This window comes from Flammeovirga sp. EKP202 (assembly GCF_014534745.1).
GTDB lineage: Bacteria > Bacteroidota > Bacteroidia > Cytophagales > Flammeovirgaceae > Flammeovirga.
The window spans coordinates 69635-88464 of the sequence record NZ_JACVVP010000032.1; the positions used below are offsets into that span (position 1 = coordinate 69635).

General features: G+C 34.7%; 18 protein-coding genes and 1 CRISPR repeat array. Of the genes, 10 read left to right on the forward strand and 8 right to left on the reverse strand.

Features of this window, described 5'->3' with window-relative positions; translation table 11 throughout:
• Window positions 1-40: 40 nt before the first annotated feature.
• Complete coding sequence (locus IC221_RS18720; RefSeq protein WP_044204362.1) at window positions 41-595, reverse strand: DUF1599 domain-containing protein; 555 nt, start codon at window positions 593-595, stop codon at window positions 41-43.
• A 79-nt stretch (window positions 596-674) separates the two neighbouring features.
• Between IC221_RS18720 and folP the strand changes: the two genes are divergently transcribed.
• The 3 genes from folP (at window position 675) to IC221_RS18735 (ending at window position 3846) form a co-directional block, all read left to right on the forward strand.
• Window positions 675-1523, forward strand: coding sequence for a dihydropteroate synthase (folP, locus tag IC221_RS18725; RefSeq protein ID WP_188170426.1), 849 nt, complete (start codon window positions 675-677; stop codon window positions 1521-1523).
• Window positions 1524-1730: 207 nt separating this feature from the next.
• Window positions 1731-2552, forward strand: coding sequence for a diadenylate cyclase CdaA (cdaA, locus tag IC221_RS18730; RefSeq protein ID WP_044204367.1), 822 nt, complete (start codon window positions 1731-1733; stop codon window positions 2550-2552).
• A 412-nt stretch (window positions 2553-2964) separates the two neighbouring features.
• Complete coding sequence (locus IC221_RS18735; RefSeq protein WP_188170427.1) at window positions 2965-3846, forward strand: leucine-rich repeat domain-containing protein; 882 nt, start codon at window positions 2965-2967, stop codon at window positions 3844-3846.
• A gap of 57 nt (window positions 3847-3903) precedes the next feature.
• On the opposite strand, the gene rodA is transcribed toward IC221_RS18735, so the two are convergent.
• Complete coding sequence (gene rodA, locus IC221_RS18740; RefSeq protein ID WP_188170428.1) at window positions 3904-5184, reverse strand: rod shape-determining protein RodA; 1281 nt, start codon at window positions 5182-5184, stop codon at window positions 3904-3906.
• Between the two features lie 136 nt (window positions 5185-5320).
• Window positions 5321-6163: an acetyl-CoA carboxylase, carboxyltransferase subunit beta gene (gene accD, locus IC221_RS18745; protein ID WP_188170429.1), complete on the reverse strand. Its 843-nt coding sequence runs from the start codon at window positions 6161-6163 to the stop codon at window positions 5321-5323.
• A gap of 386 nt (window positions 6164-6549) precedes the next feature.
• Here accD and fbaA point away from each other — a divergent pair, with 386 nt between their 5' ends.
• Complete coding sequence (gene fbaA, locus IC221_RS18750) at window positions 6550-7635, forward strand: class II fructose-bisphosphate aldolase (RefSeq protein ID WP_188170430.1); 1086 nt, start codon at window positions 6550-6552, stop codon at window positions 7633-7635.
• 54 nt (window positions 7636-7689) lie between these two features.
• Here the strand turns inward: fbaA and IC221_RS18755 are convergent, their stop codons facing one another.
• Window positions 7690-8577 (reverse strand): hypothetical protein, encoded by an 888-nt coding sequence (locus IC221_RS18755; protein WP_188170431.1) that lies wholly within the window; start codon window positions 8575-8577, stop codon window positions 7690-7692.
• An 11-nt stretch (window positions 8578-8588) separates the two neighbouring features.
• Window positions 8589-9677 carry a chorismate synthase gene (gene aroC, locus IC221_RS18760; protein ID WP_044213184.1) on the reverse strand — a complete coding sequence of 363 codons (1089 nt, stop codon included), beginning with the start codon at window positions 9675-9677 and terminating at the stop codon, window positions 8589-8591.
• Window positions 9678-9844: 167 nt separating this feature from the next.
• Between aroC and IC221_RS18765 the strand changes: the two genes are divergently transcribed.
• From IC221_RS18765 to IC221_RS18775, 3 genes are all read left to right on the forward strand, one after another.
• A complete protein-coding gene (locus IC221_RS18765) occupies window positions 9845-10195 on the forward strand; it encodes an STAS domain-containing protein (RefSeq protein WP_188170432.1) in 351 nt (116 codons plus the stop codon).
• A 48-nt stretch (window positions 10196-10243) separates the two neighbouring features.
• Entirely contained in the window at window positions 10244-11512 is a 1269-nt protein-coding gene (locus IC221_RS18770; protein WP_188170433.1) for an adenylosuccinate synthase, read from the forward strand.
• Window positions 11513-11915: 403 nt separating this feature from the next.
• Entirely contained in the window at window positions 11916-12125 is a 210-nt protein-coding gene (locus IC221_RS18775; RefSeq protein ID WP_188170434.1) for a hypothetical protein, read from the forward strand.
• Window positions 12126-12164: 39 nt separating this feature from the next.
• On the opposite strand, the gene IC221_RS18780 is transcribed toward IC221_RS18775, so the two are convergent.
• Window positions 12165-13610, reverse strand: coding sequence for a PP2C family protein-serine/threonine phosphatase (locus IC221_RS18780; RefSeq protein WP_188170435.1), 1446 nt, complete (start codon window positions 13608-13610; stop codon window positions 12165-12167).
• 292 nt (window positions 13611-13902) lie between these two features.
• On the opposite strand from IC221_RS18780, the gene IC221_RS18785 reads away from it, so the two are divergent.
• The 3 genes from IC221_RS18785 to IC221_RS18795 are packed head-to-tail and all read left to right on the forward strand — an operon-like array spanning window position 13903 to window position 15824.
• Complete coding sequence (locus tag IC221_RS18785; RefSeq protein WP_188170436.1) at window positions 13903-14391, forward strand: hypothetical protein; 489 nt, start codon at window positions 13903-13905, stop codon at window positions 14389-14391.
• 3 nt (window positions 14392-14394) lie between these two features.
• The gene (locus tag IC221_RS18790; protein WP_188170437.1) at window positions 14395-14943 is read left to right on the forward strand and encodes a YceI family protein; all 549 of its coding nucleotides are present in this window, start codon (window positions 14395-14397) and stop codon (window positions 14941-14943) included.
• Window positions 14940-15824, forward strand: coding sequence for a DUF5777 family beta-barrel protein (locus IC221_RS18795; RefSeq protein ID WP_188170438.1), 885 nt, complete (start codon window positions 14940-14942; stop codon window positions 15822-15824). The genes IC221_RS18790 and IC221_RS18795 overlap by 4 nt, the downstream gene beginning before the upstream one ends.
• A 67-nt stretch (window positions 15825-15891) precedes the next feature.
• Here the strand turns inward: IC221_RS18795 and xerD are convergent, their stop codons facing one another.
• Both xerD and IC221_RS18805 read right to left on the reverse strand, forming a co-directional pair.
• Complete coding sequence (gene xerD / locus IC221_RS18800) at window positions 15892-16800, reverse strand: site-specific tyrosine recombinase XerD (protein WP_188170439.1); 909 nt, start codon at window positions 16798-16800, stop codon at window positions 15892-15894.
• A gap of 5 nt (window positions 16801-16805) precedes the next feature.
• Window positions 16806-17099, reverse strand: coding sequence for a hypothetical protein (locus IC221_RS18805; protein WP_188170440.1), 294 nt, complete (start codon window positions 17097-17099; stop codon window positions 16806-16808).
• An 81-nt stretch (window positions 17100-17180) separates the two neighbouring features.
• A CRISPR array of direct repeats spans window positions 17181-18783; the repeat unit is 30 nt; unit sequence ATTTCAATACCTCATAGGTTGCTGTTGAAT.
• Window positions 18784-18830: the final 47 nt, after the last annotated feature.

An 18830-nucleotide genomic window follows, 5' to 3' on the forward strand; every position in this document is an offset into this window, starting at 1 on the left:
TGTGTATTGTTATGTTGTTAGTTACTCTTTGTTCAAAAAATTATTTATTTACAAAATCGGATAATATTAAAGCGAAAATTGAATAATTAATCATATCCTGATAGTTTGCGTCTACCCCTTCAGACACTAATGTTTGTCCATCATTACCCTCGATCTGTTTCACTCTCAATAATTTCATAAGGATGATATCTGTAATGCTTGAGACTCTCATCATTCTCCAAGCTTCACCATAATCGTGGTTTTTATCAAACATTAAATGCATTGTATTAGTTGCGTGTTTATCATAATGTGACATTACTTCCTCTGGAGACAATTCCATTCGGTCATCATTATGTAAATCTATTTGTGTTAAGGCCATTAGACAGTAATTTATAATAGCAATAAACTCGCCTAAAATGTCCTCATCAATTTTTTGCTCTCCTTTTTCTTGAATTGAGCGAATTCTCATCGCCTTTATATATATCTGATCTGTAATAGAAGGTAATCTCAAAATCCTCCAAGCAGTACCATAATCTACTGTTTTCTTCTCAAATAAAGTTCTACACTTTTCAATTACCGCCTTGAATTCCTGTTCTGTTTTTTCCGCTTGTGTCATATTCATCTATCTTTCTTAACTGACTTTTTTCAGCTAACTTTGCACAAAGTTAGAGTAAACCTATACAACCTCAAACTAAATGATAAAATCACAGCATCTTTCCATCAAAATTAGGCAAAAAATCTTAGCGTTTGATACTCCCAAAGTAATGGGGATCATTAATGCCACTCCTGATTCATTTTATAATAACAGCAGAAAAATATATGTAGATGATGCACTCATTCAGGTGGATCAAATGCTTGCTGATGGTGCCAACATTTTAGATATAGGAGGTTATTCTTCTAGACCTGGAGCAGAGCACATTAAGGTACAGGAAGAGCTTAATAGGGTTTTGCCAATTATAGAAAATATCAAAGAAAAATATCCCGACACCATCATTTCCATTGATACCTTTAGAAGTGAGGTGGCGAGAGAGGCCGTATTAAAAGGAGCAGACATTATTAACGATATCTCAGGAGGAAGCTTGGATGATAAAATGTATGACATCGTCAACCAATTAGGTGTTCCTTATATCATGATGCACATGAGAGGAAATCCTCAAACAATGAGTGATTTAACGGACTACCCTAATGGGGTGACACACGAGGTAATCAAATATTTTTCAGAAAAGAAAGCTGAATTTATTAGTAGTGGAGATAATGACTTAATTATTGACCCAGGTTTTGGTTTTGCCAAGACGTTGGAACAGAATTATGAATTATTAAACAACTTGGAATTATTGCAATCATTGCAGCTTCCTATTCTTGTAGGAGTTTCACGAAAATCAATGATTAACAAGGTATTAAACATCACTCCTCAGGAAGCACTAAATGGTACTACTGTTATAAATACAATTGCTTTAAGTAAGAAAGCAAATATTTTGAGAGTACACGATGTAAAACCTGCTGTAGAATGTGTAAAACTTATGCAGCAAACCGTTTCATTTTAAAAGAAAGACTCTATTTTTGTATTGAGAAGTAGGAATTACTTCTTAATACAAATTTTTCTTCTTATTATAGAAGAGGGTAATATAGAAATTTGGAATTCGACTTACTTTTGGAACTACTTTACTTCACTAAATTTTTATTTTCAGTTCCTGAAGTAACACTTAAATCTATAAATGCTCAAAGCAATTCACATCTCGAATAATAGTTAAATGTTTTTATTTACCGTAGGTTTTTTAGATATTAATTTTGTTGATGTACTCGATATTCTTTTAGTATCGGTATTGCTTTTTCATTTATACAAACTCATCAAAGGGAGTGTTGCTTTAAAAATCTTTGTTGGAGGGTTATCTATTTATCTCACTTACTTGGTTGTGAAAGCCACTGACATGGAGTTGCTTTCGGAGATTCTAAGTCAGTTTATAGATGTAGGGGTAATTGCCGCTATTATACTTTTTCAACAAGAAATTCGTAAATTCCTTTTAATCATTGGTAAATCTACTGATTTCAAAAATTTCCCCCTTTTCCAATTGTTTAGAGGAAAAGGAAAACAAGAAGAAATCAACCTCGACATTCTAGCGATTATTGATGCTATGAAAGACATGTCAGGGACAAATACGGGGGCTCTAATTGTTATTTCAAAAGATAGTGATTTACAATTTTACGCCGATACAGGAGATTATGTAGATGCAAAAATCTCCAAAAGGCTTATACTCTCTATTTTTTTTAAGAACTCCCCTATGCATGACGGTGCTTGCCTGATTTATAATAATAGGATTCAAGCAGCAAGATGTATTTTACCTGTTTCCGAAAATCCCAACATACCAGCTACAATGGGATTAAGACACAGAGCAGGAATAGGCATGACAGAAGACACAAATGCAATTGTATTGATTGTATCTGAGGAAACCGGACAAATGTCATTTATTAAGAGTGGTAAAATTGACCACAACTTATCCGCAATGGAATTGAGAACCAAAATTCGTACATATATGAATGATGGTCAAGAAGAGCAAGCTCAGAAAACAGCTTAGCTCTATACAAACAAGTTAGTATTAAGACGAAATGAATTGAAGTACTTAATCGAAACTATTTACATTACTTATCGTCATTATTTTTGATTTTTGCCATTTTTAAACATTTAACCAGAACAACCTTAAAGGCATTTTTCATTGTACAATTCATGTAATAAATAGGATTTTCGAAACAGTATTTCCACTGTAATTAACTTCTTCAATCTTAAGATTACGACCTCAAAAAAATGTAAATAGTCGTACTATTCCTACATCAAATTGGTTTTGTGATCAAAAAAGTAAAAAGAGAACTCATTGTTTACTACCTTTATCTTGATACATAACAAACACATAATCAATTTTTTAATAAATCAAACTTTCTTTTTCATTTTGACGTTAAGAAAGTGTAAACCTATTTTACTTTTTATTTAATATGAATACATCAAAGAAAATATTGCTCACTTTTGCTTTACTAGGACTCTTCTCTTTCACCTTCAACAACGACCCTAACACATTCCTAAACAAAGGTCTGAATAGTATAGCAAAAGAAGACTACTTACAAGCCATTAGTAACTTTACAATGGCCATTAGCATTCAAAATGATTTAGCAGAAGCTTATTACCATAGAGCCGTCAGTAAAAACTTATTTGGAGTCAAAGAAGGCTTCCACAATTCAGATTTCTGTCTCGACTTTATTGACGCTATGAAATACGGATATACACCAGCCGTTGAAAAGCTTTACGAACTAGGAAGGTCAGAATGCTTTCTATTAAAATCAGCCTCTTTAATGCCGGAAAAAGCTTTTTGTATAGATATCTCCTCACAGAACATTGATCTCATTTCGAATCAGTTTAGTGAGTTCAGCAATTTGGTGTCACTTAATGCCTCCAATAATAATATACAAGACCTTGGTACTCTTTATAATTCATGCCCTTACATCATCGCTTTAGATTTGGGAGACAATAATATTTCTTATATGTCTTCTGATTTATCGAAATTGAAGTATCTGTATGAATTAAACCTTAGTAATAATGAAATCAAGAATATGCCTAATGAAATTACAGAATTGGAAGCCATGGCATTTTTAAACCTACGAGGTAATCAATTAACCGCTTTACCTAAAGGTTTGGGTGCAATGAAGTCTTTAAAGCTTTTAGATCTTTCATTGAATAAAATTGAGAAGCTTCCAAAAAGTATTTCTGAATTAGAAAACTTGGAAACTCTAGTACTTTCTGGGAATCCAATTGCTAAGTCAGAAATCAAAAGGTTACATACTGAATTACCGAATACAGAAATTATTTTTGATGTGCAATAAACTGTACAAGCTTATCATTAAAAAAGGATCACGCTAACGAATAACGTGATCCTTTTTTTATGCTCTACTCAACATTTGAGATCGATGACTATCTAATTTTATAAAGGTAAACAACAGCAATGTAAAGGCCCATAAGGAGGATCCTCCGTAACTGAAAAACGGCAGTGGAATACCAATTACAGGAAAAATCCCGATGGTCATTCCCATATTAATCATAAAGTGAATGAAAAATATACTTGCCGCACTATATCCATATACTCTTGCAAAACGTGATTTCTGCCGTTCTGCTAAAATAATTAATCGAATAATTAGTGCTGTAAATAAACCTATGGTAACCATACTTCCTATCCAACCATGCTCTTCACCAATAGTACAGAAAATAAAGTCAGTACTTTGCTCTGGCACGAAGTTGAATTTTGTTTGTGTACCTTCTAAGAAACCCTTTCCTACCAATCCACCTGAACCAATTGCAATTTTTGATTGCGTTACTTGATATCCTACGCCCAATGGATCAATATTAGGATTGACTAAAACTTCAATTCTTTTTCTCTGGTGAGGTCTCATAATATCGTATAAGATATAATCAATACCTTCCGTAAATAAGAATGAAATTCCACCGAAAACACAAATCATAAAGATGAGAGACTTATTTTTCTTAGTGTAAATCACAAAAATAATAGCCAATATACCTAGCGTAAGAAGAAAGAGACCTGCCACTAATGAATCTGTCACTAATGCAGTCACAAATAAAAACACAAACCAAAGCCCGATTAACATGATATATTGTGGCATTCCTTCTCTGTAAAGCATTAAGAAAAATGCACTAAATACCATTGCTGAACCTGTATCTTTCTGCAAAAGGACTAAAACAGTCGGCATTCCTATAATAGCAAATGCTTGCAATAAGCCACCGGTCCACTTATCAATCCTGACGGTTGGGTTATCGATATATTTAGCTAAAGCCAAGGCTAAAGCGTACTTAGCAAATTCTGAGGGTTGTATTCGGATAAAACCTAACTTAAACCAAGAAGTATTACCACCTGCTGAGTGACCAATAACTAATACACCTATCAGTGCAATCAACGTCACCCCAAAAATTGGATATGCGAACGTACTGAAAAATTTAAAATCAATCAGCATAATAGAAAAAGCGATGATGAGTGCTCCGCCTATCCACATTAATTGTTTCCCAGAATTGAGACTTAAAGAAAATATACTTGTCGGTGCATCGGGTTGATAAACGGCTGCATAAATATTAAGCCATCCCACTAACACCATTATTATGTATAAAAATATGGTTAACCAATCTATATTCCGTTTGCCGGTACTTTCTCGCATAGGTTGTAATTCAAAATGGTTAAGTCTTTAACCTTGTAAAAAATATTGGTAACTAGACCCGCTCTATTTTACAAAAAAAAGTCCTCAGAATTTAGAAAACAATTCTGAGGACTTGAATATTTCATTTATTGACAAATTAGTTCTGAATCATCTTCAAGAACGTTGTCAATTTTCTTTTCAGTTCTCTTCTGTTCACGATCATATCCACAAAACCATGCTCCTGTAAGAACTCAGCACTTTGGAAACCTTTAGGTAAATCTTTACCGATGGTCTCACGGATAACACGAGGTCCAGCGAAACCAATCAAAGCTCCTGGCTCAGCGATATTGATATCACCCAACATAGCATATGATGCCGTAACACCACCAGTAGTTGGATCAGTCAATAAACTGATATAAGGTAAACCTGCTTCGTCTAACAATGCTAGTTTAGCAGAAGTTTTAGCCATTTGCATTAATGAGAAACCAGCCTCCATCATACGAGCACCTCCAGATTTAGAGATCATCATAAAAGGAATTTTGTTTTCCAATGCATGGTCAATACCTCTTGCAATTTTTTCACCAACTACAGAACCCATTGAACCACCAATAAAGCTAAAGTCCATACAACTTACTACTAAGTCAAGACCATTTACTTTACCAACTACCGTTCTACAAGCGTCTTTCAGCTCTGTTTTCTTTTGGCTTGCGGCAATTCTATCTTCATAAGTTTTGCTATCCTTGAAAGATAAAGGATTGCCAGAAACCATGTTTTCATCTAGTTCAGTGAATGTATTGTCATCAAAAATGATTTCAAAATATTCTTTAGAACCAATTCTAACATGAAATTCATCATCAGGACAAACGTAAGCATTTTCACGTAGTTCCTGCATATGTATAATTTTTCCTTGGTTTGTTTTATACCAAAGACCATCAGGTGAATCTTTCTTTTCACTAGTAGGAGTTTGAATCCCCTGTTCTTTTCTTTTGAACCAAGCCATAAGAAACTATATATTCTGTATAGAGATAATATTCTTTTATACTAAGTGTATAAGAGTTGTAAAGATATTCATAAAGAACACAATGCAAAAACTTAAATGTATGTTCATCTACTTTTTTTAGTTTTTTTTTCTAAAAAGGAGATTCAAATCACCGAAACACCCCGTTTTACAACCCTTCAGTGGATATGTAAATATTTATAAATTTTCCATTTATGTGTCAATTTTACACACTGGAAATCAGACAAAATTGACCGAAATACTTCAATTAAGCATACTAAAATCACCAAAATCATTCTATAAAAAACGATTTTACCTTTGTATCTTTGTGAGGCAAATTTGCATAAAGTGTTTTATGCATAGTATCACAAATTATTCAAAATAATATTATGTCTTTTAATATCAACGACATCAAACCAGGTGTAATCACTGGTGAGGACGTAGAAAAAGTATATCAGTACGCGCTAGAAAAAGGTTTTGCTCTTCCAGCTGTTAACTGTGTAGGTACTAACTCAGTGAACGCGGTAATGGAAACTGCAGCTAAATTAAAAGCTCCAGTAATTATTCAATTCTCAAATGGTGGTGCTTCTTTCTACGCTGGTAAAGGCATTAAAGGTGAAGGTCAAGCTGCTGCTATCGCTGGTGCAATCGCTGGTGCAAAGCACGTTCATGAATTAGCTGCAAAATATGGTGCTCGTGTTATCTTGAATACTGACCACTGTGCGAAAAAATTATTACCTTGGATCGACGGTTTATTAGACGCTTCTGAAAAATTCATGGCAGAAACTGGTAAGCCTTTATTCTCATCTCACATGATTGACCTTTCTGAAGAGTCTATCGAGGAGAACATGGAAATCTCAGGTAAGTACTTCGAGCGTATGGCTAAAATGGGTCAAACTCTTGAAATCGAATTAGGTATCACAGGTGGTGAAGAAGATGGTGTTGACAACTCTGATGTTGATCCTTCACGTCTTTACACTCAACCTTCAGAAGTTGATTACGCTTACGAAAAATTAGGTGCTATCGACCATAAATTCTTAGTTGCTGCATCTTTCGGTAACGTTCACGGTGTATATAAGCCAGGTAACGTGAAGTTGACTCCAACTATCCTTGATGACTCACAAAAATTCATCGTTGAGAAGCACGGAACTGACACTAAAAAGCCAGTTAAATTCGTATTCCACGGTGGTTCAGGATCATCATTAGAAGAAATTCGTGAAGGTATCTCTTACGGTGTAATCAAAATGAACATCGATACAGATACTCAGTGGGCAACTTGGGACGGTATCCGTGGTTACGATGCTAAATACCATGACTACTTACAAGGTCAAATCGGTAACCCAGAAGGTGCTGATGAGCCAAACAAAAAATACTACGATCCTCGTAAATGGTTACGTGTATCTGAAGAGTCTATGATCACTCGTTTAGAAAAAACGTTTGAAGACTTGAATGACGTAAACATCTTCGAAGACTAAGAATAATTAGTTATTCATAAAAAATCCCCTTTTCTTACGAGAAGGGGATTTTTTTTATATTTCGTATTCTGGCATTTTCCACTTTCCAAACAACTTTCTGAAGTTCTTTGGGAAAAAGCTCAACTGCATGTATTCCGCTTTTGGTCGATGTAAAACTGTTGGATCAATCCTATCGATATTCGGTAAAATGAGAGCATGAGAAGAGTATTTTTCAAAAAACTCCTTCATTACTCCTCTGAACTCCTTAAAATTCCAATAATGGAAAATTTCCGGCTTTACAATCTCAAGGTGCCTTTCTCCTTGATGAGAGAAGATTACTGAAAAAGAAAGTTGTTCAGAAATATGTTGTGGATACTCATCGTAAATCTCATCTGTAAGCTGCAAGACCTGATCTAACAGTGGAAGGTCGGTATTTTTAAAACCTAAAACGCCAGCATTATACATCACTTGACTAGGTTTTACTTCCACCCTGGCTCCTTTTCTTTTTCTTAAGAATTTAGCCAGGCGCTTAAAGATCAAATTACCTTTTACTTTATCAATCACACCTTCATTGTCATGCATCAATAGAATGTTATTCTCTATTTTTTGAAATAAAGTATTTGGTGATTGTATAAAAGTAGTATCAGTATCTAAATATAAAAGATTTACTGTAGAGGATTCGTTAGATAATCCATTAATAATATAATCCTGAAGTAATTTGATTTTTACTCTGTGTACAAATGAATGTTTGCCTTTCCATTCTTTAATCAATGAATCATTAAGTTCTTTGAATTGATACTGGAATTGAGGAGGAAGTTTTTCTTTTAAATAAGAAACATTGTCAGTATAGATGACAATGCATTCAATCTCAACATCAAACTTTGTCAATGTTGAGATTGAATAAATACATTCATTTAATATATCTTCTATTCCGTAAGCCTGATATATTAAAATATTTTTCATAAATAATAGGTTTATTTAAGTTGATCCAATCTATTTGAATTCGCTCGGATCATCATGTCCGCAATCACTAAAGCTGACATTGCTTCAACGATAGGCACTGCTCTTGGAACAACACACGGATCGTGACGACCTTTGCCCGATACAGTAGCCTCATTACCTTCTTTATCAATCGAATCCTGATCTACCATAATCGTAGCGACAGGTTTGAAGGCTGTTTTAAAATAAATATCTTCCCCGTTAGAAATACCCCCTTGGATACCTCCTGAAAGGTTTGTTTTTGTTCTTACCTTACCGTCTTCTTCTGTATAAAAAGCATCATTGTGTTGAGAGCCTCTTAACTTAGTACCAGCAAAACCGCTTCCGTATTCAAAACCTTTACAAGCATTAATACTCAGCATTGCTTTCCCTAATTCTGCATTTAGACGATCAAAAACGGGCTCGCCCAATCCTGCAGGAACTCCGCTGATCACACAAGAAACAATACCTCCAATGGTGTCTCTATCCTTTCTCACCTGATCAATCAACTCGATCATTTGCGCTGCTTTTTCAGCATCAGGACATCTAACAATATTTTTTTCGATCTCTGAAAAATCTAAAGTAGAATAGTCTTCACTTACCTTGATATCACCCACTTCAGAAACGTAAGCATGGAAAGAAACGCCCATTGCTTCTAAAAACTGCTTCGCTACAGCTCCTGCTGCTACTCTTGCTGCCGTCTCTCTTGCAGAACTTCTACCTCCTCCTCTATAATCACGCACACCATATTTAGCATGGTAAGTATAATCTGCATGTGATGGTCTGAAGACATCTTTAATATGAGAATAATCTTTACTTCTTTGATCTTGATTCCAAATCAATAAAGCTATAGGTGTTCCTGTTGTTACATCTTCGAAAACACCTGATAAAACTTCTACAGAATCTGCTTCTTTTCTTTGAGTTGTAATTTTAGATTGTCCCGGCTTTCTTCTATCCAATTCTTCTTGAATTTTTTCCAAGCTAAATGGAACGCCTGCTGGACATCCGTCTATTGTAACTCCAATCGCTCTACCATGAGATTCACCGAAAGTGGTAATCCTAAATTGTTTTCCAAATGTATTCATTACCTTTTTTGTTAGTTATAAGCTGCAAATATCTATTTTTTTTCTTATTAATTTTAAAGAATTGCACTTAAATGCGATAAGTTAGAATAAAATTATAATTAGTTACAGTTTCCTAACTATCTACAAGTTATATTTGTGAGGTTTTTCACGAAAATCAAAAAAGACACATGGAATACAGCTTCTTTATTTACGACGGAATCATTTGTATAAAGCTAAAAGGTGATTTTTTAGGTTTGCCAAAAGAAAAGATTTTGATCAGAGATGCAAAGGCTTTTACTAAATCAGGAAATACTGATTTTGTAATTGACGCCAGAGAAGTAAACCATATGAATAGTGGAGGACTTAGTATGTTGGTACGTTTATATACTGACATTTCTACTCATAATGGAAGGATGTTATTGATCTCTCCACCCGAACAATTGGCAAAATTACTTCGCATCACAAAACTTGATAAGGTATTTCAAACGAGTGAAAGACGAGGTGAAGCAATGCAAAAATTACGACTGAGTAGAGCGTAATACTACTTTTTGAAAATTAATACAGATCTATAATAAATTCTATTAAGAATGGATATTCTTTTAGGTATGCAATGGGGAGATGAAGGAAAAGGCAAAGTTGTCGACGTCCTTGCTCCAAAATATGATGTGGTTGCTCGTTTCCAAGGCGGACCTAACGCTGGGCACACACTAGAGTTTGATGGTAAAAAATTCGTACTACACCAAATCCCTTCAGGTGTTTTCCAAGAGGGCACTTCTAATATTATTGGCAACGGTGTTGTTCTTGATATTCGTATTTTCCGTGAAGAGATTGAAAAGTTAGAAGCTGCTGGTTTCTCTGACATCAAAAGTAAAATCCTTCTTTCTAAGAAAACGCACCTGATTATCCCTACGCATAGATTGCTTGACGCAGCTTATGAGAAAAGTAAAGGTGATCAAAAAATTGGATCTACATTAAAAGGTATCGGCCCTACTTACCAAGACAAGTCTGCTCGTGTTGGTTTAAGAACAGGTGATTTATTTGCTGAAGATTTCTCTGCAAAATATGATGCATTGAAAGCAAAGCATATCGAAATCTTGAAATTCTATGATTTCGATTACACTGAGCAACTTCCTGATATGGAAAAAGAATTCTTCTCTGCAGTTGATTTCTTAAAAACAATGTCATTTGTCAATAGCGAATACTTTGTAAATGATGCTCTAAAAGCGGGTAAAAAAGTTTTAGCAGAAGGTGCTCAAGGTACGTTATTGGATGTTGACTTCGGTTCTTATCCTTTCGTAACTTCTTCAAATACTTTTGCAGCTGGTGCTTCAACTGGTTTGGGTGTTGCTCCAAACTCTCAAAAGAACATTTACGGTATTTTCAAAGCTTACTGTACGCGTGTGGGTTCTGGTCCATTCCCTACAGAATTATTTGATAAAACTGGTGAAGAGTTACAAAACTTAGGTCACGAGTTTGGTGCAACTACAGGTCGTAGACGTAGATGTGGATGGTTAGACCTTCCTATCTTGAAGTACGCTGTTATGATCAACGGTGCTACAGAATTATTTATGATGAAAGCTGACGTAATGAACACGTTTGAAGAAATCAAAATCTGTACAGAGTACTTGTTGAAAGACGGAACGAAGACAAAAGAAGTTCCTTACGATTTAGAAGACATCAAAGAACCTATTTATACTACATTAAAAGGATGGAATCAAGAAGTTGATCCTAAGCTTTCTTTCGAGGAACTTCCTCAAGAATTAATGGAGTACATTAAGTTCATTGAAGATTACATTGAAGTACCTATTACTATGGTTTCTCTTGGTCCTGACCGTGAGGAAACGATTATGAAATAGTATTTCAAGGTAACGATATATTAATGGCCAATATTTACTATAAATATTGGCCATTTTTTTATTTCATCTCATTCTTTTCCATTGATAAAAAATCTAAAACATATTGATTAAACTTCTCATGATCATCACTTGGAGCATAATTAGTTTGCATTTGAGTTTATGTCGAAATTTATGTATCGAATATACCATTAATAAGTAATTTCTCATACGAAATAGTTCTCATTACGTTCACTTATTAACTTCTTCTATAATTATAGGTTAAGCATAAGTGAAATTTGATTCTGATAATGATGATAGTAATCGTTTTGGCTGAATACTTGTTACTATTAAAAGGAACAAAATAGCGTTTTACAACGTTATATACATTACCCTAATTTATTTTTTCACTTAAAACACTAAAATCATGGAGTTTGAAAAAATAAAGGAACAAGCCATTGAGTGTTTCAAGACGTTCAAGGATTCTAAAGTAATTTTCTCATCTCAAGATGGAAAATTGATTGTTCCTCAAACTGAACAAGAGGCAATTTCCCTAAATGAACAAGGTTACATTGCTATTTTCAAAGAAGACCTAAAAAAAGACCTTGGAACGGATGGTCTAGGCCTTTTCTACTAATGTTGAACGTGCCCTACACGAAAGTATAGGGCTTTATTTTTACAATTTTATTCCTACTACTAATACATCATCGGTTTGCTTCCCTTCACCTTTCCATAAATGAAAAGCTTTATCCAATTCTTCCTTTTGATTTCGCAACGCTAAATGACTTTGATTTATTAAACTACTCTTATATCGTTTACGTAAGTATTTTTTATCTTTCTTCCCTCCAAATTGATCTTGAAATCCATCGGACTGAAGGTAGAGTAGATCTCCTTTTTGATACTCAAAGGATTGCTTTATAAAACGTTTATTTTGTATTGCATGTCCACCAACGCTGAACTTATCACCTTTGTACTCTAGAAGTTCACCTTCCGAAATTCTGTAAAGTATTTGTTTAGCCCCTGCAAACTCTACTTCCTTTTCCTGCTCATTGACTCTTATAATCGAAATATCCATACCATCTTCCACATAACCTTTTTCCCTTTTACTGGTCAGGCGTTGGATATTTTGATCCAAGAAAATAATCAGGTGTCTTGGGTCTGACATTTTGAGATAATGAGCTGCTTCATTTAAAATATCATTGGCCATAATCGTTAAGAACGATCCAGGTACTCCATGTCCCGTACAATCGATGCAAGCTAAAACTTTTACTCCATTCCCATAATTACACATCCAATAAAAATCTCCACCTACAACATCTTTCGGTTTCCAATAGACAAAAGCATCAGAAAAATATTTCTTCAGTTCCTCCTCCTTAGACATTATACTCTCTTGAATCCTGCTTGCATATTGAATACTGCCACTCAGTTTACTATTTACCTCTTCTAAACTTTGAGACCTTTCATCCAACAACTCTCTTTGGGCTACAATTTCTTCTGTTTGCTGATATAATTCCTCATGATTAGAGAGTAGTTCTTGATGTTGTACATTCATTTTAATCAGTGCTCTACGCTTCCAGTTTTCGTAAGTAATAATCACTACAAAATAATACACCATAATCCCCATCACCATCACTCCTGCATAAAAGGAATACGCTTCTTCTGGCATTTGGTTTTCGGGTAAAATATCTAATGCGTCTGTGATAAAAATAAAGAGGACTACTAATGCCGTGATCACAAACCATATAATACCTGACAGTCGATTGGCATACCAAAAAGCACTTACTATAACGCATAAAAACCAAGTAATCACTGGTGCTTCTACCCCTCCCGAATAGATGGCGATCACACTCAGACCCGATAGGATTAAAAACGAAAAAGCATTACCGATAATATAAAATTGAACTCTTATTTTTAATAAAATGAAAAGAACAAAATGCACTGCAATAAAGTAAAGGCACACCAATTCGCCTACCCGAAAAAGCATCACATATTTTGATAAGAAGTAATAAACTACACTGATAAATAATGTGGTAATTAAAGATACTTTTAGAAACCTAATTTTATCCTGAGCACTTTCTTGCAAAGACGAAAAAGCAGTAGGTTGAAGTACGTTTTCATTCATATTTAGTACACTAACTGGAAGGGTTTTTATTAGCTTTGATTGTTCCGAGGGCCTAAATTAGAAAAATTAATTTACATCCTTATCATAAAAAAATAGAAGAGGAAATGTAACAATTCACACATTTACACATTAATTTTTTAAGGATTTACAATTGAACACGACTAACTATTACCTATTTGATGTATAATCAGCTTAATTCAATAAGTGTAAAACAAAGTCTACCCTTTTAGGGTTATTAGTACCGATTATTATTCAAATAAATATCATTGCAAAAAATTTCAATTTCTAAATTATGAAAACCCTTTTACCAGTATTACTCTTAATGTCAATTGTTTTTTTCACGTCTTGCGAAAGCGATAGTGTAGACCCTAATACGACCACACCTCCTACAACATTACCCTCTGCGGGAACCGATGAAGTCTCTTTTACAAAAGCAGCCAATGCTGATCCAAATGATGAAGCAAATCAAGACCGAATTACGGATAACGTTTGGATTACTAGAGGAAATGATGGTGGTCAGATTTTTAATATTAAGTCTAATTCTGATGCCAGTAAAAGTAGCAGTCCTGTAGGAACAGAATGGGCACTTGGTACTGTAGCCAATAAAGACAACCTTACTTTTGCACCGTTTAGAACTACCATCAAACCAAAGGATGTAGTCGGTGAAAGCCTTGTGGTCCATTTAATTGATGATGATATTTACTTGAATGTGAGATTCACTTCTTGGTCTACCAATAAAGGTGGTGGTTTTGCTTATATCAGAGATGCAGTTCCTGAATAAATCATGAAAACTGTAATTAAAATAGTAGCATTACTACTTTTTCTCTCTGGAACTTCTGTTGCTGTAGCACAATCTTATTTGATCGATAAAAAAGGAACAACCACGTTTTTTTCTGATGCATTAATCGAAGATATTACAGCGACAAGCAATGCCTCTATGGGAATTATTGATACTGCCACACACAAAGTGGCCGTATCAATTCTTATGACTTCTTTTGAGTTTAAGCTTTCTCTGATGGAAGAACATTTTAATGAAAATTATGTAGAATCAGAGAAATACCCTAAAGCTACTTTTTCCGGGAAGTTAACCTCTCCACCTGATTTGACTCAGAACGGACAACAGGAGTTAATCGTGAAAGGCAAACTCAGCATTCATGGTAAAACAAAGCCGCTTGAAGCCAAAATACTATTTAATATTTCTGACCATCAAATAGAAGCCAAAACGACTTTTGATGTAGCATTAGAGGATTTTGATATTGAAATCCCTCAAATTATGTTCAATAAAATTGCTGAAGTAGTCAAAGTCACTTCTACTTTTTCTTTTAAAAAATGAAAGCACTCTATCTATTCTCTATTTTTTTATGGATTTCTTCTATCACATTTGCTCAAGATGACCTCTTGGATGTATTAGAGCAAGAAACGGAAGATGAACCTGCATTTGTTTATGCCACTTTCAAAGGTTCAAGACTTATCAATGGGCATACTATTGAAACAAGAGGTACAAATGAACTTGAATTTTTAATTTCCCATCGCTTTGGTCCTGTAAGTGGTGGTGGTTATGAACTTTTTGGATTGGACCAAGCCAATATCCGCTTAGGATTGAGCTACGGTATTAATGATCGATTAACGGTAGGGTTAGGTAGAAGTTCTTTTGAAAAAACTTACGATGGTTACTTAAAATACAGACTTCTTCGTCAATCAAGTAGCGGTAAAAATACGCCACTGTCTATCACACTTTTTGGTTCCGCCACCTATATTACATTAAGAGATCAGATTTATGAAACGGCATCCAACCGCATGACTTATACTACACAAGCTTTAATAGCTCGAAAGTTCAGTCCTGCATTTTCACTTCAATTGATGCCTACCTATATTCACTTTAACCTTACTACTACCACTCAATTGGACCAAGACCTCTTTGCTTTGGGAATTGGGGGCCGTTTAAAACTAACGAGACGAGTTTCCATCAATGCTGAATATTACCCTCGACTCAATGCAACAAGCACACTTTATTACGATGCATTTGCTGTAGGTTTTGATATAGAAACAGGGGGGCACGTCTTCCAATTTCATTTAACGAACAGTAGGCCAATGATTGAAAAAGGATTTATTGCTGAGACTACAGAAGACTTCTTTGCTGGTGATATGCGACTTGGATTTAATATTTCAAGAAGTTTCAATTTAGGAAAGAAGAAGAAAAAGCAATGGGATTAATTTGAGGGAAGAGGTGTGAATATTCACCTCTTAATCAGTAATTTACAAAAAAAACACTCTTTCTCATTCAGGCATTCGCTCTTGGATGAAACTCTGTAATGACCTGTTGTAGATATTCCTTATTTAAATGGGTGTAGATTTCAGTGGTCGTAATAGACTCATGTCCTAACATCTCTTGAACTGCTCTTAGATCTGCCCCGCCTTCAACCATATGTGAAGCAAAAGAGTGTCTAAATGTATGTGGGCTGATATTTTTCCCCAACTGAATTGCTTCCGCTAGTCGCTTGATAATTGTAAAAATCATCACTCTTGTGAGTTTTGCCCCTCTCCTATTTAAGAAAATAATATTCTCAGATCCTTTTTTAGGTGTTTTCATACAGCGGTCATTTTCAATATAAAGTGTCATTTGAGCGGCTGCTTCCTCACCAATTGGCACAAAACGTTCTTTATCTCCTTTTCCTACTACCTTTATAAAACCTTCTGCCAAAAAGAGATCTTCTAAACTCAGATTGATCAATTCCGAAACCCTCAAACCACACCCATATAAAACCTCCAAAATAGCATGGTTTCTTCGTCCCTCGTAAGTCGTATGATCAATGGCGTCAATCAATAAATCAATCTCTTCAACTTCTAAAGTGTCCGGTAACTTCTGTGTCAGTCGTGGTGTCTCAATCAGTTCAACAGGGTTATTTTCTGTCTGATCTGATTCATTGAGATAGGTATAAAACGATTTTAAACCGGAAAGAATCCTTGCCTGACTTCGAGTAGAAAGGTGCATCTCTTGCTCCAAATACATCAAAAAAGCTACTATATTTTCTCTTTTCACGATTTGAGGTTTGAGACTGTTATCCATCAATTCTACATAATCCACAAATTTGGAGACATCTCTCAAGTAAGCTTCAATTGTATTTTTGGACATGCCTCTTTCCAATCGCAAATAAAGAGCATAATCCTTTACTGTTACTTTCCAGTTCATTCTACTTATAAATTAGACCATTTTTCACGCATCTTATACTTTTCCCACTCCCTTCTCAAGGCCAATCTTGCTAAAGCATCCGCAATATCTTCAATACTCCCCAAAGCAAAAGCTTCCTTGACCAACTCTTCCTTCACATCAATTCGATATAATCCGTTCATCAACTTACTAGAATCATTGCGTAACAAATGCTCAAAATATTGAGACAACTTATCTGCTGCATCTCCAAAAGTAGGCGGATTGTACTCCTCTTCTATCTCAAAACGGTCTCTTAATTTATTCCATGTTTCTAAATACATAGCGAAAGATAATTATAAGTAAAGGATTATTGAAATTTGATGTAATTGAATTGTGAATACTTTTGAATTTTAAACCTATACATTTCAATACCTCACAGGTTGCTGTTGAATGAAGTAATACGGTATTGGGAATGGTATAAAAATGATGTTTCAATACCTCATAGGTTGCTGTTGAATACAGCTCAAACTTTACGATCATATTTAATTGCACAATTTCAATACCTCATAAGTTGCTGTTGAATCAAGATTATCATAGGCGTTTGCCTCTAAGTATAAGGATTTCAATACCTCATAGGTTGCTGTTGAATGTTTTTGATATGGAACTAGCAGGACTAGGTAACATATTTCAATACCTCATAGGTTGCTGTTGAATTTTTATAATTTAAATGCAAGACAATCATGTGATTTGATTTCAATACCTCATAGGTTGCTGTTGAATTCATCAATGGGGTCTGAAGGATTATTACTGAATAAATTTCAATACCTCATAGGTTGCTGTTGAATATGAGTTTCCTTAAAGCTTTTTTTTGTATTTCCCTATTTCAATACCTCATAGGTTGCTGTTGAATCAGTATCAAAGAACACAACGCATTATTTGCGTATCAAATTTCAATACCTCATAGGTTGCTGTTGAATAAATTAAAGATAAACGGCTAAAACTCCCCTGCTTAGATTTCAATACCTCATAGGTTGCTGTTGAATAATGATCAATTATAATCTCTTAAAAAAACTATAAATTTCAATACCTCATAGGTTGCTGTTGAATTTTAGAAAGGTCATAGTGTTATTAGAAACCTCACTAATTTCAATACCTCATAGGTTGCTGTTGAATTGACTTTTGAAGATGACTGTCAATTGATTTATCATTATTTCAATACCTCATAGGTTGCTGTTGAATAAGTTTCTTCTCCTCTAAATACTCACGCAGAGAGAAATTTCAATACCTCATAGGTTGCTGTTGAATTGTAGTGTCCTCGATCTCCATAATACTGTGTGTGAGATTTCAATACCTCATAGGTTGCTGTTGAATGCTCCAATGGATTCTCCTGTTCTTCCTTCTCTCCAATTTCAATACCTCATAGGTTGCTGTTGAATACGTTAATCTATGAGTCCATAAGATGTTACCGGTATTATTTCAATACCTCATAGGTTGCTGTTGAATCTAGGATCATAAGCTAAAGAATCATCTTTATCAATATTTCAATACCTCATAGGTTGCTGTTGAATATACGCAACCTTTCGGATTATGGAAAGATAAACCAAATTTCAATACCTCATAGGTTGCTGTTGAATGATGTTACGAACTCATTTTTTACCGGTACTCAATTATTTCAATACCTCATAGGTTGCTGTTGAATTTTAATTGTTAACTCTCCCATTTTGCCGGAAGGAAATTTCAATACCTCATAGGTTGCTGTTGAATATATCCATCCATCACTGTAACATCAATTGAGCAATTATTTCAATACCTCATAGGTTGCTGTTGAATAAGTGTTCTAAAATGAAAATAAAGTATTATGCCGAATTTCAATACCTCATAGGTTGCTGTTGAATTTGTAAAAGAAGCTCTACTCCTTAACTTGTCTGTATTTCAATACCTCATAGGTTGCTGTTGAATCTTGCAGAGAGCAGAGGGCACGATCCCCAATCGCTCATTTCAATACCTCATAGGTTGCTGTTGAATTTGTAAAAGAAGCTCTACTCCTTAACTTGTCTGTATTTCAATACCTC

Bases quoted from the DNA above. Each gene is read 5' to 3' on its own strand.
- IC221_RS18720 (WP_044204362.1), bottom strand. From the start codon at position 595: ATGACACAAGCGGAAAAAACAGAACAGGAATTCAAGGCGGTAATTGAA.
- folP (WP_188170426.1), top strand. From the start codon at position 675: ATGATAAAATCACAGCATCTTTCCATCAAAATTAGGCAAAAAATCTTA.
- cdaA (WP_044204367.1), top strand. From the start codon at position 1,731: ATGTTTTTATTTACCGTAGGTTTTTTAGATATTAATTTTGTTGATGTA.
- IC221_RS18735 (WP_188170427.1), top strand. From the start codon at position 2,965: ATGAATACATCAAAGAAAATATTGCTCACTTTTGCTTTACTAGGACTC.
- rodA (WP_188170428.1), bottom strand. From the start codon at position 5,184: ATGCGAGAAAGTACCGGCAAACGGAATATAGATTGGTTAACCATATTT.
- accD (WP_188170429.1), bottom strand. From the start codon at position 6,163: ATGGCTTGGTTCAAAAGAAAAGAACAGGGGATTCAAACTCCTACTAGT.
- fbaA (WP_188170430.1), top strand. From the start codon at position 6,550: ATGTCTTTTAATATCAACGACATCAAACCAGGTGTAATCACTGGTGAG.
- IC221_RS18755 (WP_188170431.1), bottom strand. From the start codon at position 8,577: ATGAAAAATATTTTAATATATCAGGCTTACGGAATAGAAGATATATTA.
- aroC (WP_044213184.1), bottom strand. From the start codon at position 9,677: ATGAATACATTTGGAAAACAATTTAGGATTACCACTTTCGGTGAATCT.
- IC221_RS18765 (WP_188170432.1), top strand. From the start codon at position 9,845: ATGGAATACAGCTTCTTTATTTACGACGGAATCATTTGTATAAAGCTA.
- IC221_RS18770 (WP_188170433.1), top strand. From the start codon at position 10,244: ATGGATATTCTTTTAGGTATGCAATGGGGAGATGAAGGAAAAGGCAAA.
- IC221_RS18775 (WP_188170434.1), top strand. From the start codon at position 11,916: ATGGAGTTTGAAAAAATAAAGGAACAAGCCATTGAGTGTTTCAAGACG.
- IC221_RS18780 (WP_188170435.1), bottom strand. From the start codon at position 13,610: ATGAATGAAAACGTACTTCAACCTACTGCTTTTTCGTCTTTGCAAGAA.
- IC221_RS18785 (WP_188170436.1), top strand. From the start codon at position 13,903: ATGAAAACCCTTTTACCAGTATTACTCTTAATGTCAATTGTTTTTTTC.
- IC221_RS18790 (WP_188170437.1), top strand. From the start codon at position 14,395: ATGAAAACTGTAATTAAAATAGTAGCATTACTACTTTTTCTCTCTGGA.
- IC221_RS18795 (WP_188170438.1), top strand. From the start codon at position 14,940: ATGAAAGCACTCTATCTATTCTCTATTTTTTTATGGATTTCTTCTATC.
- xerD (WP_188170439.1), bottom strand. From the start codon at position 16,800: ATGAACTGGAAAGTAACAGTAAAGGATTATGCTCTTTATTTGCGATTG.
- IC221_RS18805 (WP_188170440.1), bottom strand. From the start codon at position 17,099: ATGTATTTAGAAACATGGAATAAATTAAGAGACCGTTTTGAGATAGAA.